The sequence below is a fragment of the Nonomuraea sp. NPDC005983 genome (genome assembly GCF_040614375.1).
GTDB lineage: Bacteria > Actinomycetota > Actinomycetes > Streptosporangiales > Streptosporangiaceae > Nonomuraea.
Window position 1 is genome coordinate 82,468 of sequence record NZ_JBEXUP010000007.1, and the last position, 13,354, is coordinate 95,821.

General features: G+C 69.4%; 13 protein-coding genes. 8 read left to right on the plus strand and 5 right to left on the minus strand.

Annotation, left to right across the window (positions count from 1 at the left end; genetic code table 11):
• The first annotated feature begins 34 nt into the window (after window positions 1–34).
• The 3 genes from ABZ297_RS05995 (at window position 35) to ABZ297_RS06005 (ending at window position 3,827) form a co-directional block, all read left to right on the plus strand.
• Window positions 35–1,384, plus strand: coding sequence for an FAD-binding oxidoreductase (locus ABZ297_RS05995; protein ID WP_355340084.1), 1,350 nt, complete (start codon window positions 35–37; stop codon window positions 1,382–1,384).
• Between the two features lie 4 nt (window positions 1,385–1,388).
• The gene (locus tag ABZ297_RS06000) at window positions 1,389–2,648 is read left to right on the plus strand and encodes a cyclopropane-fatty-acyl-phospholipid synthase family protein (protein WP_355340087.1); all 1,260 of its coding nucleotides are present in this window, start codon (window positions 1,389–1,391) and stop codon (window positions 2,646–2,648) included.
• 318 nt (window positions 2,649–2,966) lie between these two features.
• On the plus strand, window positions 2,967–3,827 hold the full coding sequence (locus ABZ297_RS06005) for a LysR family transcriptional regulator (protein WP_355340090.1): 861 nt from the start codon (window positions 2,967–2,969) through the stop codon (window positions 3,825–3,827).
• On the opposite strand, the gene ABZ297_RS06010 is transcribed toward ABZ297_RS06005, so the two are convergent.
• The 3 genes from ABZ297_RS06010 to ABZ297_RS06020 form a co-directional block, all read right to left on the minus strand.
• The gene (locus ABZ297_RS06010; RefSeq protein ID WP_355340093.1) at window positions 3,820–3,972 is read right to left on the minus strand and encodes a hypothetical protein; all 153 of its coding nucleotides are present in this window, start codon (window positions 3,970–3,972) and stop codon (window positions 3,820–3,822) included. The two genes, ABZ297_RS06005 and ABZ297_RS06010, sit on opposite strands and share 8 nt — an antisense overlap.
• A 125-nt stretch (window positions 3,973–4,097) precedes the next feature.
• Window positions 4,098–4,757, minus strand: coding sequence for a response regulator transcription factor (locus ABZ297_RS06015; RefSeq protein WP_355340096.1), 660 nt, complete (start codon window positions 4,755–4,757; stop codon window positions 4,098–4,100).
• A complete protein-coding gene (locus ABZ297_RS06020) occupies window positions 4,754–6,034 on the minus strand; it encodes a histidine kinase (protein WP_355340099.1) in 1,281 nt (426 codons plus the stop codon). Before ABZ297_RS06020 ends, ABZ297_RS06015 begins: the two co-directional genes overlap by 4 nt.
• Before the next feature lie 122 nt (window positions 6,035–6,156).
• Here ABZ297_RS06020 and ABZ297_RS06025 point away from each other — a divergent pair, with 122 nt between their 5' ends.
• The 5 genes from ABZ297_RS06025 (at window position 6,157) to ABZ297_RS06045 (ending at window position 11,342) form a co-directional block, all read left to right on the plus strand.
• Entirely contained in the window at window positions 6,157–7,743 is a 1,587-nt protein-coding gene (locus ABZ297_RS06025; RefSeq protein ID WP_355340102.1) for an alpha/beta fold hydrolase, read from the plus strand.
• 92 nt (window positions 7,744–7,835) lie between these two features.
• Window positions 7,836–8,417 carry a hypothetical protein gene (locus tag ABZ297_RS06030; RefSeq protein ID WP_355340105.1) on the plus strand — a complete coding sequence of 194 codons (582 nt, stop codon included), beginning with the start codon at window positions 7,836–7,838 and terminating at the stop codon, window positions 8,415–8,417.
• Window positions 8,414–9,490, plus strand: a complete 1,077-nt coding sequence (locus ABZ297_RS06035) for an efflux RND transporter periplasmic adaptor subunit (RefSeq protein ID WP_355340108.1) — start codon at window positions 8,414–8,416, stop codon at window positions 9,488–9,490. The genes ABZ297_RS06030 and ABZ297_RS06035 overlap by 4 nt, the downstream gene beginning before the upstream one ends.
• The gene (locus ABZ297_RS06040; protein WP_355340111.1) at window positions 9,487–10,170 is read left to right on the plus strand and encodes an ABC transporter ATP-binding protein; all 684 of its coding nucleotides are present in this window, start codon (window positions 9,487–9,489) and stop codon (window positions 10,168–10,170) included. The genes ABZ297_RS06035 and ABZ297_RS06040 overlap by 4 nt, the downstream gene beginning before the upstream one ends.
• Window positions 10,167–11,342: an ABC transporter permease gene (locus ABZ297_RS06045; RefSeq protein ID WP_355340114.1), complete on the plus strand. Its 1,176-nt coding sequence runs from the start codon at window positions 10,167–10,169 to the stop codon at window positions 11,340–11,342. The genes ABZ297_RS06040 and ABZ297_RS06045 overlap by 4 nt, the downstream gene beginning before the upstream one ends.
• Window positions 11,343–11,401: 59 nt before the next feature.
• On the opposite strand, the gene ABZ297_RS06050 is transcribed toward ABZ297_RS06045, so the two are convergent.
• Both ABZ297_RS06050 and ABZ297_RS06055 read right to left on the minus strand, forming a co-directional pair.
• Window positions 11,402–12,613 carry an MFS transporter gene (locus ABZ297_RS06050; protein WP_355340117.1) on the minus strand — a complete coding sequence of 404 codons (1,212 nt, stop codon included), beginning with the start codon at window positions 12,611–12,613 and terminating at the stop codon, window positions 11,402–11,404.
• A 247-nt stretch (window positions 12,614–12,860) separates the two neighbouring features.
• A complete protein-coding gene (locus tag ABZ297_RS06055) occupies window positions 12,861–13,307 on the minus strand; it encodes a MarR family transcriptional regulator (protein ID WP_355340120.1) in 447 nt (148 codons plus the stop codon).
• Window positions 13,308–13,354: the final 47 nt, after the last annotated feature.

The window sequence follows — 13,354 nt, forward strand, 5'->3', positions numbered from 1 at the left end:
ACCAGCTCAAGGGGGTGCTTAGGTGACGACGTCGATGTCGACACACCGACGGGCAGTAGAGCAGATCCGGCAGTCGTACGCCGAGATTCCCGGCGACGCCGCGCCCCGGCTCGCCAAGGCGACGTCCAACCTCTTCAGATTCCGCGACTCCGGCAAGACGGCCAAGCTGTCCGCCAGGGACCTCGACGAGGTCATCAGCGTCGACCCGGAGACGATGACGGCCGAGGTCCAGGGCATGACGACCTACGAGCGGCTGGTCGACGCCACGCTGCCGCACGGGCTCATGCCGTACGTGGTGCCCCAGCTGAAGACCATCACGCTCGGGGGCGCCGTCACGGGGCTCGGCATCGAGTCCACCAGCTTCAGGGACGGCCTGCCGCACGAGTCGGTCGAGGAGCTCGAAATCCTCACCGGCGACGGCCGCGTCATCGTGGCCCGCGCCGACAACGAGCACCGCGACCTGTTCAGGGCGTTCCCCAACTCGTACGGCACGCTCGGCTACGCGCTGCGCATCAGGATCAAGCTCCGCAAGGTCCAGCCGTACGTCCGGCTCACGCACGTCAGGTTCACCGACGCCGACAAGTGCATGCTGGCCATGCAGGAGATCTGCGACAGCATGGAGCACGACGGCGAGCCGGTCGACTTCGTCGACGGGGTGTTCTTCGACCCGGAGGAGATGTACATCACGGTCGGCCGCTTCGCCGACCGCGCCCCGTACGTCTCCGACTACACCGGCATGCGGATCTACTACCGGTCGATCCAGCAGCGCAACCGCGACTGGCTGACCGTCCGCGACTACCTGTGGCGCTGGGACACCGACTGGTTCTGGTGCTCGCGCGCCTTCGGCGTGCAGCAGCCCGTGGTCCGCTCGCTGATGCCGCGCCGCTGGATGCGCTCCGACGTCTACCGCAAGCTGGTCGCACTCGACCGGCAGTACGGCCTGACCGCCAGGGTCGACAGGTGGCGCGGCCAGCCGGTGCAGGAGTCGGTCATCCAGGACGTCGAGACCCCGGTCGAGCGCGGCGCCGAGTTTCTGGAGTTCTTCCACCGCAAGGTCGGCATGACGCCGGTGTGGATGTGCCCGCTGCGCTCCTCGTCCAGCTGGCCGCTGTACCCGCTGGAGCCGGGCAGGCTGTACGTCAACTTCGGCTTCTGGGGCATGGTTCCGCTGCCGCGCGGCCAGTTCGACGGCTACTACAACCGGCTGATCGAGAACTCCGTCCACGACCTCGACGGGCACAAGTCGCTCTACTCGACGTCGTTCTACGCCCGTGAGCAGTTCTGGCAGCTGTACAACGGCGACGCCTACTGGCCCGTCAAGCGGGAATACGACCCGAACGGACGCCTGCTTGACCTGTACGACAAGTGTGTGCGGGGAAGGTGAACAGGTGGCACTCGCAACCATCTTTGAGAAAATCGTCGGTTCTGACGCCAACATCGCGTTCATGGCCTACGACGGCAGCAAGGCGGGGCCCGACGGGGCGGACCTCGCGATCGAGGTGAAGTCGCCCATCGCGGTCGCCTATCTGGCGCAGGCGCCCGGTGAGCTCGGCCTGGCCCGGGCCTACATCTCGGGCCACATCGACGTGCACGGCGACTTGTACGCCCTGCTCGACCGGATGTGGAACATCACCATGAACGACCTCTCCACCTCCGAGAAGGTCGCCGCGGTACGCTCGCTCGGGCTCAAGCCGCTGCTCATGCGCGTCCCGCCGCCTCCGCAGGAGATGCGTCAGAGCGCGCTGGCCAGGCTCGGCTCCCGCCACGCCAAGCAGCGCGACGCCGAGGCCATCCACCACCACTACGACGTGTCCAACCGCTTCTACGAGTGGGTGCTCGGACCGTCCATGGCCTACACCTGCGCCACCTTCCCCGAGGAGACGTCCTCGCTGGAAGAGGCGCAGTACACCAAGTTCGACCTGGTGGCCCGCAAGCTCGACCTCAAGCCCGGGATGCGGCTGCTCGACGTCGGCTGCGGCTGGGGCGGCATGGTCATGCACGCCGCCAAGCACTACGGCGTCAAGGCCGTCGGCGTGACGCTGAGCAAGCAGCAGGCCGAGTGGGCGCAGCAGGCCATCATCGACGCCGGGCTCCAGGACCTCGCCGAGGTCCGGTTCATGGACTACCGCGACGTCAAGGAGACGGGCTTCGACGCCGTCAGCTCCATCGGGCTCACCGAGCACATCGGCAAGGACAACGTCCCGTCGTACTTCTCCTTCCTGTACGGAAAGCTCAAGCCCGGCGGACGCATCCTGAACCACTGCATCACCAGACCAACCGGCACCGAGAAGACGTTCAACAAGGGCGGCTTCATCAACCGGTACGTCTTCCCCGACGGCGAGCTCGAGTCCGTCGGCTGGCTGGTGCGGCAGATGGAGGACCTCGGCTTCGAGATCAGGCATCAGGAGAACCTCAGGGAGCACTACGCCAAGACCCTCAGGCACTGGTGCGACAACCTCGACGCCAACTGGGAGGACGCGGTACAGGAGGTCGGCATGGGCACCGCCCGTGTCTGGGCGCTGTACATGGCGGGCTGCATCGTCGGCTTCGAACGCAACAAGGTTCAGCTGCACCAGGTCCTCGGCGTCAAGCTGGACGGCAACGGCCGCTCCGGCGTCTCCCTGCGCCCGTCCCGCAACTGGCCCTGACCGCGACGCGCCCCCCGCCGGGGGGCGCTTTCAGGCTCGGGCTGTGTTCGATTGGGGTGCGGAGCCCGCGCCCCGCTCAACAGCGGGGTCCTCGCCGGAGGGCGCTTCGCGTCTTCCGGCTCGGGCTGCTTCTTTCAGGGGCACCCTTTGACGACAGGCGTCCCGGCCCCTCACGCTCCCCAAGCGCGATCGGACCGCTGGGCTGAGCGGCTGCGTAGATGTGGCTGAGCCGTCGGCGGTCTGCCCTGGTCGGCGATAATGCGTGGAGTAGGTCATCTCTTGGAGAGATGGCCGCCCCGTCGGCTGAGGGAGGGTGGATTGGATCTGCGGCAGATGGAGGTGGCCGTCGCGGTCGCCGAAGAGGGCGGGTTCACGGCGGCCGCTCAGCGTCTGCATGTCGTCCAGTCGGCCGTCTCCAGCACGGTACGCGCGCTGGAGCGCGACCTGGGGGCCCCGCTGTTCGACCGCACCACTCACCGCGTGTCCCTGACCCCGGCGGGTGAGGCGTTCGTGCCGGCGGCGCGTGCGGCGCTTCGGGCGGCCGAGCAGGCGCGGGCCGCAGTCGACGGGGTACGGGGAGAGCTGCGCGGGCGAGTCACGGTCGGCACGATGCAGGGCGTCTGGGCCAGCCTGCACCGCGCGCTGGCGGGGCTGCGGAAGGAGCACCCCGGCGTCGTGGTCCGCCTGCGGCAGGCGGCCGTCGTCGATATCCGGCAGGCGCTGCGCGACGGGACGGTGGACCTGGCCGTGGTCGCGCTCGACCGTCAGCAGCAGCGTGGCCTGGTGACCCGGTTGCTGTCGCGGGAGGAGATGGTGCTGGTGACCGCGGCAGAGCGTGAACTCCCCAAGGCCGGGCCGGTGACGCTTGCCGACGCGGCCCGCATGCCCCTGGTGGACTTCTCGCCAGGGTGGGCGATCCGGCACTCGGTCGACCAGGCGTTTCGCGCGGCTCTGGTCGAGCGGACCACCACGTTCGAGGTGAACGACATCGTGGCGGCGTCCGAGCTCGTCCGCCACGACCTGGGGGTCTGCATCATGCCGGAGTCGATCGCCGCGCGGTTCCCGGACCTGGCCACCTACCACTTCGCCCAGCACGCGCCGCGGTGGAAGGTCATGGTCGTCCGGCCCAGAGGAGAGGTGCCGCCGGCGGTCGCGGCACTACTGCGGCACATCACCTGACCCGGGCGCGTGCCGCCGGGCGGTACGTCAGGCCGAGGTCGCCCAGACCGCCTCGCGGATCAGCTCGGCCACGTCCTTCGGACGCGACACCGCGACGGTCGACGCCCGCCTCCAGGTGCGCCACGCTGGCCACCAGCGTCGCCATCCGCCGCTCATCGCCATGCCTCTTCAGCTGAGCGACATCCGTGCCCATCCCGTAGCGGGCCGGCCGGCCGCCCACCTCCCGGCGGTGTCCCCCGCCGCTCTACCACCCCGAAGTACCAAAGATCGTTAGGTGGCTCCGGTGCGTACCAGGCCGCTTTCGTAGGCGAAGACCACGGCCTGGACACGGTCACGCAGGCCGAGTTTGGCCAGCACGCGGCTGACGTGGGTTTTGACGGTGCCCTCGGACAGGAAGAGGCACTCGGCGATCTCGGTGTTGGACAGGCCGCGGGCGATGAGGCTCAGCACCTCGCGCTCGCGTTCGGTCAGGACGTCGAGGCCGGCTCTGGGGGTGACCGGGGCGGCGCCGATGCCGACGTATCGTTCGAGGAGCCGGCGGGTCACGCTGGGCGCGACGACCGCATCGCCGCGTGCGACCACGCGGATGGCCGAGAGGAGGTCGGGCGCGAGGGTGTCCTTGAGGAGGAACCCGCTGGCGCCGGCGCGGAGAGCGGCGTAGACGTACTCGTCGAGGTCGAAAGTCGTCAGGATCAGCACCCGGATCCGGGTGGTGCCGGTGCAGATGCGGCGGGTCGCCTCGACGCCGTCGACCTCGGGCATCCGAACGTCCATCAGCACGATGTCGGGCTGGAGTTCGAGGGCCATCTCCGCGGCCTGCGCGCCGTCGCCTGCCTCGCCGACGACCTGCATGTCGTGGGCGTTGTCCAGGATCATGCGAAAGCCGGTACGGACGAGAGCCTGGTCGTCGGCGAGCAGTACGCGGATCATGCGGTGTGTCCCTGGATCGGGAGCGCTGCCCGTACGGCGAACCCGCCCTGAGGTTCGGGGCCGGCTGCGAATGTGCCACCGAGCAGTTTGACGCGCTCGTGCATGCCTCGCAGCCCGTTACCTCCGCCAGTGTCTCCGGCCCGGCCGTGGCCGTTATCGCTGATCTCGATGCCGATCTCCGCGTCGTGGTAGGTGAGGACGACGCTGGCGGTGGCGCCCGTTCCGGCGTGTTTCATGGTGTTGGTCAGCGCCTCCTGCACGATGCGGTAGGCAGAGAGGTCCACTGTCGCGGGCAGGGCCACGGGTGAGCCTTCGACGCGCAGCCCTACTGGCGTGCCTGCCCTGTTCACCTGCGCGAGCAGGGTGGACAGGTGTGCGAGGCCGGGTTGCGGATGCCAGGCGTCGTCCACCTCGCCGACTGCGGCGAGCACGCGTCGCATGTCGGCGAGGGAGTCGCGGCCGGTGCCGACGATCGCTTCCAACGCGGCCCGGGTGTCGGTGGGATGGCTGTCGAGCGCGGCGGCGCCGCCCTGGGCCTGGATCACCATGAGGGACAGGCCGTGGGCCACGACATCGTGCAGTTCTCGGCTGATCCGAGCGCGCTCGGCGGCCACCGCGAGCGCGGCCTGCTGGTCGCGCTCGCGTTCGAGGTCCTGGGTGTGTGCATGGAGTTCCTTGAGGTAAGCGCGGCGGTTGCGGGTGCCGGAGCCGATCGCCCAGGAGGCGACCAGAGCCGAGCCGAGTACGGACAGGCCACTCCAGGTATCGGCCGAGGCCCGGCGATGGACCCTCATGACCTCTTTCGGCCCGGATGGGCTGTCGAGGCCGGGGCCCGTTGAGAGCACATCGGATGGCCCAGGTATCGGACGCGCGTCGTAGAGGCTCCATCCGGTGGCCAGAAGCAGCAGACAGGCCAGGAGGGCGAGCGAGACGACCCGCGCGTAGCGGGTGGCGACGGTATAGAGCAGGACCAGCACGCTCAAATCGATGAGCATGAGAGGCGCGGCCTGGGCCACGTGCACTGCGGCGGAGAGCATGCAGACGGCGAGCATGGGGAGCGGCCGGCGTCTGCGGAGCGCGACCCCGGCGGCGGCGAGCGCCGTCGCCACCCACCACAGGGCGAGCTGTACGGCCTGCCCTCCGGCGACGGGGGTGCCCGCTGTCTTGCCCACGATCGCGTTCGGGTCGTTGACCAGCACGCAGATCGCGAGCAGCATGGCGGACAGCGCCGCGTCCTGCAGCATCGGCGAGCGTGACCACGCGCGAAGAACCGTCATAACCCTGTGAGCTTATGGCCAGGCCCGATGCGCCCGCGTCTGTCGCAAGTCTGATCCGGCGGCGCCGGGATACATCTGGCGACAGATGTGAACATGCGGCCGGGGGCAGACGCGGGTTCGGCATGGCCGGCAGCAGGGTTGGCCGCATGTCTCAACGTGAATCCCTCACCGGCCGCGCGGTTACGGCCATGGCCGTGGGTGCCGTCGCTCTGGCATCGCTGGTCGCGGGTTCGTCCGCCGCGACGGCTGCGACCGGGCAGGCCAAGGCTTCGGTCAAGTGGAGCGCCTGCCCCGCCTACTCCGACGACGTGATCCGTTCCCTCGTCGTCTCCGACGAGCAACTGCGGAATTTCCGCGCGCTGCTGGGCCGGATGGAGTGTGGAACCGTCAGCGTTCCGCTGGACTACCGCAAACCACGCGGACGGCAGATCACCATCGCGATCACCCGGGTCAAGGCCGTCGACCGCAAGCACCGGCTGGGCAGCCTGGCGCTCAACCCGGGCGGGCCAGGCGGCGCCGGTTACCTGTTCCCCCTCCAGATCGCCTCAATGAACCAGGCGAACGCGAAGCTCAATGACCGCTACGACCTGATCGGCTTCGACCCCCGCGGGGTCGGCTACAGCACCAAGGTCGAATGCCGAGCCATGGGCGGGCAGGCGCCGGAGCCAGGGCCGCTGACCGAGGCGGCGGCCAAGCGCATCCATGACAGCGGGATGGCCAACAATAAGGCCTGCGGAAGCTCCGATCCCGCCTTCCTCGGCCAGCTCACCACCCTGAACTCGGCCCGCGACCTCGACTGGGTGCGAATCGCGCTGGGGGAGCGCAAGCTCAACTTCCTGGGCATCTCCTGGGGCACCTGGCTCGGCGCGGTCTACCGCAGCACCTTCCCGGGCAGCGTCGGGCGCATGTTCCTGGACAGTGTGTCGCCCGTGCGCTTCCGGCTGGACGACTTCGAGGACGGCCACGCTGCGGGCACCGAGCGCAGCTTCGGGCGGATGGCGGCCTGGATTGCCGAGCGCAACGACACGTACGGCCTCGGTACCACCTCGAAGGAGGTGCGGACCACGGTACTGGCGCTCCGCCGCGCCTATGACGAGAAGCCGAAGCGCTACAGCGACTGGGAGATGGTCGCCGACGGCGCCACGGTCGCCATGCTGGCCATCCAGAGCGCCCCGGACTGGCCGCAGGTTGCCCAGGCATTCAAGGAAATGCAGGACGAGGGCGACACCGCGCCGCCCGCTCTCAGGAAACTTCTCGGGCAGGGAGCTCTGAAGCCTCCGCCGGCCGATGCCCCGGAGCGGTTCAACGCGACCACCGGCCAGGCCGTCTTCTGCAACGAGGACCCCAGCCGGCTCGGCTTCTCCGACGCCTGGACCACCTACCAGCGGCGGCTCGAGCGCAACCCGGTCACCGGGCGTGCCAGCCGCTTCTCCGCCCAGTGCGCCGGCTGGCCGCTGCCGGTGCAAGAGACCAAGGTCCACCGCACCGGCGGGTCGCTGGTGCTGGCCGGACACCGCTACGAAGCGGTCTCTCTGTATGAGTGGACGAAGCAGATGCACGCCGCGATCGGCGGCACGGTCTTCACCGTCGACGACGACGTACACGGGTCGGTCCTGCGAGTGCCGAACTGCGCCACCAAGCTCGTGTCGTACTTCAACACGGGCCGAATCGACAGCGGCTGCGACGGCACCCCCGTACCCGAGAAGTAGCCACCGGTAGCCCCGCCCCGTCGCCGGGACAGCACCGCACGCGCCGCCCCGGCGACCGGGCCACATCCAACCCGCACACCATGGAGATCGAAATGGACGGCACCCTCAGCCAGGACGTGGCCAGGCCGAAGCGGTCACGCAGGAGCATCGCGATGGCCGTCGCGATGGCGGCTCTCTCGCTGGCCGGCGCGGCCTGCGGGAGTGGCCAGGAACCCGGCAGGACCGTGGCATCCATGGCGCCGCAGGCAGGTTCGGCGTCCGCCGCCCCGCAGGGCGGTTCCAAGGCCGATCCGGTGGCCTTCGCCCAGTGCGTCCGTGAGAACGGCGTGCCGAACTTCAAGGATCCGGAGCCGGGCGTAGGCATGGGAGAGGGGATCGACCTCAACTCGCCGGCGTTCAAGAAGGCAGTCGAGGCCTGCAAGGAGTTCATGCCCGCCCCGCCCCCGCAGACCAACCCCAACGAGACGTGGTCCACGGCGGACAAGCTCAAGTACGCCACGTGCATGCGTGACAACGGCGTGCCGTCGTTCCCCGACCCTGACGCGGGTGGCGGTTTCAAACTCAACGACGACCCGAACACGCCGCAGTTCAGGAAGGCCGAAGAAGCCTGCAAGCAATACCAGCCGCAGAGCATTCGGAACATGACCCCCAACAAGGGCGGTGGCGGCAGTTGAGCACGATCCGCCGGGCGGCCACGCTGGTGGCGGTCGGCGCGCTGGTGGCAGGGGGTGTCTGGGTCCTGCGCGCCAACCCGTTCGCCACCCCCGCGGCGAGCACCACCGCCCAGGGCGCGGCCAGGACCGGCGTGGCGCAGGTGACCAGGGGCGCGCTGTCGGCCCGCACCCTGCAGAACGGCACGCTCGGTTACGCGGGAGAGTTTCAGGTGGTCAACAAGGCCAGCGGTACGGTGACCATGCTGCCCGCCGTGGGCCAGGTGGTCACCGCGGGCAGGGTGTTGTACCGGGTGGACGGCAAGCCCGTGATGCTGCTCAACGGTGTGGTTCCCATCTACCGGTCGCTGTCGTGGGGCACCGAGGGCGTCGACGTTCAGCAGCTGAACGCCGCGCTGGTGGTGCTCGGCTACGCCACCAAGGACGAGCTCGACCCCGAATCCGACTACTTCGGCAGGGGCACCTACAACGCGCTTCGGGAACTGCAGGACAAGGTCGGGCTGGAGGAGTCGGGAAACCTTTCGCTCGGCCAGGCGGTGTTCGTCCCAGCCAAGGCGATCCGGGTGCTAAAGGTGAATGCGGTCAGCGGTGCGCAGACGGCGGCCGGGACCGTGGTGCTGCAGGCATCCTCGACGGCCCGGCAGGTCACCATCGAGCTGAATGCCAGCCAGCAGAGCCGGGTGGCCGTTGACGACAAGGTGATCATCGCGCTGCCAAACGGCAAGACCGTGCCGGGCGTGGTCTCCGAGGTCGGCAAGGTCGCCACCACCTCCGACAGCGGGACCACGATCGAGGTGAAGATCCGGCCGACCAGGCCGACGCAGACCGGCAGCCTGGACAAGGCGCCGGTACAGGTCTCGATCGTCACCGACACTGCCGAAGACGTGCTGTCGGTGCCGGTGAATTCGCTGCTCGCGCTGGCCGGTGGCGGCTACGCGGTCGAGGTCGTCGACATCGGTGGCGGGCATCGGCTGGTCGGTGTGACGACCGGGCTGTTCGACGACAGCGAGGGCAAGGTCGAGGTCACCGGCGACGGTCTGAGAGCGGGCCAGAACATCGTGGTGCCGTCATCATGACGAACGTTCTGGAACTGGACCGGGTGGCCAAGGTCTACCCTGGCGCGAGTCCGGTGGTGGCGCTGGAGGAGGCCACCTTCACCGTCGCGGCTGGTGAGCTGGTCGCCATCGTAGGCCCGTCCGGGTCGGGCAAGTCGACGCTGCTGCAGGTCATGGGAACCCTGGACCGGCCCACCTTGGGTACGGTGCGCATCGTCGGCGACGACGTCGCGCGCATGTCCGACCGCGCCTTGGCGAAGCTGCGGGCGACGCGGATCGGCTTCGTCTTCCAGCAGTTCTTCCTGGCCCAGCACGCCACCGCGCTGGAGAACGTCGCCGACGGGATGCTCTACACCGGCACCAGGCACAAGGTCCGGCTGCGCGCCGCGGCCGACGCTATGGAACGGGTCGGACTCGGCCACCGGCTCGGCCACCGGCCAGCGCACCTGTCGGGCGGCGAGCGACAGCGGGTCGCGATCGCCCGCGCGCTGGTCGGGAACCCGGCGATCGTGCTGGCCGACGAGCCCACCGGCAACCTCGACAGCGTCTCCGGAGCCGCCATCTTCGAACTGCTGAAGGAGCTCAACGGCGAGGGCGCCACCATCATCATGATCACGCACGACCGGGAGCTGGCCGCGAGGCTGCCGCGCCGCATCGAGATGCTCGATGGGTGCCTCGTTGCCGACAGGCGGCTGTCATGATGTACCCGGCCGACCTGGCGCGGGTCGCCACTCTCGGCTTGCGGACCCGGCGGATGCGGGCGGCCCTGTCGGCGCTCGGCGTCGCCATTGGCGTCGCGGCGATGGTGGCCGTGCTGGGCTTATCAGCCTCCTCCCAGGCCGGGCTGCTGGCCGAGATCGACAAGTTGGGCACCAACCTGCTCACCGTCACCCCCGGCCAGACCATGGGCGGGGACAATGCGAAGCTGCCCAACGACGCGCCGGGGATGATCGCCAGGATCGGCCCGGTCGAGAAGGTCGAACACACCGGCAAAACCAAGGCCAACGCCTTCCGCAACCCCTACATCCCCGCCTTCAACACCAACTCGCTGACCGTCCAGGCGGCCAGCCTGGACCTGCCCGGCGTGGTGCGCACCAGCCTGGCCCAGGGTGCCTATCTCAACGCTGCCACCGCCCGCCAACCGGTCGCCATCCTCGGAGCCGACGCCGCTCGGCGCCTCGGCATCGCTCAGATCCACCAGGGGATGCGCATCTGGGTCGGCGGCCAGTGGTTCTACGTAGCCGGGATCCTCAAGTCGGCGAAGCTGACGCCGGAGATCGACTCCGCGGTGCTGGTCGGCTACCCGGCCGCCAAGAAATACCTGCACTTCGACGGCCATCCGACCACGATCTACGTGCGAGCGGCCACCGAACAAGTGGCCGACGTGCAGAAGGTACTGGCCGCCACTGCCAACCCGCAGAACATTGGCGAGGTCAACGTCAGCCAGCCCTCCTCCGCCCTGGTGGCCCGCGCGGCCGCCCAATCCGCGCTCAACGGCCTGTTCCTGGGCCTGGGCGCGGTGGCACTGCTCGTCGGCGGCATCGGCGTCGCCAACACCATGGTCATCTCGGTCCTGGAACGCCGCTCCGAGATCGGCCTACGCCGATCCCTCGGCGCGACCAGAGCAGACATCCGCCTCCAATTCCTGGCCGAAGCGATCCTGCTGGCCGCGCTCGGCGGCCTCGCCGGCGTGGCCATCGGCACCCTGGCCACCACCGTCTACACCCACATCAAGAACTGGGCCACCGTGGTACCGCCGCTGGCCTGGGTCGGCGGGCTGGGCGCGGCCATCGCCATCGGCGCCATCGCCGGGCTGCTCCCTGCCATCCGCGCGGCCCGCATGCAACCCACCGAGGCACTGCGAACCGTCTGACATGCCCGGCGCGATTGTGCAAGTTGCGGGCAGTTTAGGGCGATTCCATGTTGAGGCGGTCACGACGTGGTGGGGCGTTCGGTCGTCCAATAGAGCAGGGCAAGGACGGGGAGTGCGGCGCCCAGGACGGTCACGCCGGTCCAGCCGTAGGCGTGGTAGAGGATCGAGCCGACCTGGGAGCCGATGGCGCCTCCGGCGAAGAACGTGGCGATGTAGACGCTGTTGAGCCGTGCCCGCGCACCCGCGTCCAGCCGGTAGATGGTGTGCTGGCCGAGGATGAGGGTGGTCTGCACCGCCATGTCGACCAGGACGGCGGCGACGGCCAGCAGGACGACGTCGTGCCGGCCGAACCCGGCGAGCGCGAACGCCAGCGCGGTCGCGGCGAACGCCACGGCGGTCATCGGGCGCACCAGCCCGCGGTCGGCCCAGTGCCCCGCGAACGGTGCCACCGCCGCTCCGGCCGCTCCGACCAGGGCGAACATGCCCACCCCGAAGCCGGAGTAGTGGAAGGCGGGGCCGGTGAGCACGAACGACACCGTGGTCCAGAACGCGCTGAACACGCCGAACATCACCGCCTGGTACAGGCCGCGCCGCATCAGCGCCGGGTGGGTGCGCGCCAGCTGCGCGGTGGAGCGCAGCAGCCGGCCGTACGACACGTCCGTGCTGGGGGCGTGGCGGGGCAGGGCCGCGCGCAGCGCCAGTGTCAGCACCGCCATCAGGACGGCCGAGCCCAGAAAGACGACCCGCCACCCGGCGGTCTGGGAGACCAGGCTGCTCAGGGTGCGTGACAGCAGGATGCCGGTGAGCAGGCCGCTCATCACCCGACCGACCACGCGCCCGCGGGCGTGGTCGGGGGCGAGACCGGCCGCGAACGGGACGAGGATCTGGGCGACGACCGAGGTCCCTCCGGCGACCAGCAGGGCGGCCAGGAGGACCGGGAAGGTGGCGGCCGTCCCCGCCACCACCAGCGCCACCGTGGTGACGGACAGCAGGATCACGACCAGCCGGCGCTTCTCGATGCGATCGCCCAGCGGGACGAGCAGCAGCATGCCCGCCACGTAGCCGACCTGTGTCGCGGTGATGAGCCCGCCGGCGGCGACCTCGCTGATCCCGAAGAACGCGCTCAGCGCGGACAGCAGGGGCTGCGCGTAGTACAGGTTGGCGACGGCCACTCCGGTGGCGACGGCCAGGAGCGCGACGAGCCGGCCCGATGGCCCGACGGCCGGCGACGCGGCCCGTTGGGCGGTCTGGAATTGAACAGAAGGAGCCACAGGTGCCTCTCAGAGATGGAGCGTCTGGTGCGGGTCCGGTCAGCGAGGGGGCTTCGCTCCCTCATGACGCCTTCCAACGGCGGACGCGCGCACCTGCTTCCTCTGTCGCCGCGATAATCCTCGATGACTGTCATCTCTGATGGAGATAAGCCGGAGAGCCGCTACGGCCTTGGCCGATCGAGACGAACATCCCCGCCGCGCTCAGCGTTCACAGGCGCGGAGTCGGGAAGAAGGTGTCGCCAGGAGATCACGGCGTTCTGGATCTGATGAGTTCGTCGGTGGCCTCCTGGTAGGCGGTGGCGGCCCGCCTGAAGTAGTCGAAGAGCGTGGCGACCTCCTCCTGCGAGTAGCTCCGCAGCAGCTCGCCGAGCCTGCGCCTGGTTCCCGACAGGACCTCGTCGAGATCCTCGGGCTGCCCGCTCGTCTCGACGATGACCTTGCGGCGGTCGGCCGGGTCGGGCACCCGCCGGACATGGCCGCCCTTCTCCAGGCGGTCGATCAGACGGGTGGTGGCGCCGGTGGTGAGGCCGGTCTGCGTGCTCAGCTCGCCGGACGTGAGCGGCCCCGCGAGGTCGAGCAGGTTGAGCGCGTAGTAGTCGGTGGCGTTCAGCCCGGCCGCCTCGGCGCTGGCCAGGCTGTTGAGCACCATCGCGCTCAGGTAGCGGCGGAAGATCTCGCTCGGGTCGGTTGACACGGTCGATTCCTCTTCTCTAATCTAATATCTGCAAGAAAGCAGATAAA

Excerpts from the sequence above, each read along its gene's own strand:
- ABZ297_RS05995 (WP_355340084.1), top strand. The coding sequence starts at position 35 with ATGTCGACACACCGACGGGCAGTAGAGCAGATCCGGCAGTCGTACGCC.
- ABZ297_RS06010 (WP_355340093.1), bottom strand. The coding sequence starts at position 3,972 with ATGGCGACGCTGGTGGCCAGCGTGGCGCACCTGGAGGCGGGCGTCGAC.
- ABZ297_RS06015 (WP_355340096.1), bottom strand. The coding sequence starts at position 4,757 with ATGATCCGCGTACTGCTCGCCGACGACCAGGCTCTCGTCCGTACCGGC.
- ABZ297_RS06020 (WP_355340099.1), bottom strand. The coding sequence starts at position 6,034 with ATGACGGTTCTTCGCGCGTGGTCACGCTCGCCGATGCTGCAGGACGCG.
- ABZ297_RS06025 (WP_355340102.1), top strand. The coding sequence starts at position 6,157 with ATGGCCGGCAGCAGGGTTGGCCGCATGTCTCAACGTGAATCCCTCACC.
- ABZ297_RS06030 (WP_355340105.1), top strand. The coding sequence starts at position 7,836 with ATGGACGGCACCCTCAGCCAGGACGTGGCCAGGCCGAAGCGGTCACGC.
- ABZ297_RS06040 (WP_355340111.1), top strand. The coding sequence starts at position 9,487 with ATGACGAACGTTCTGGAACTGGACCGGGTGGCCAAGGTCTACCCTGGC.
- ABZ297_RS06045 (WP_355340114.1), top strand. The coding sequence starts at position 10,167 with ATGATGTACCCGGCCGACCTGGCGCGGGTCGCCACTCTCGGCTTGCGG.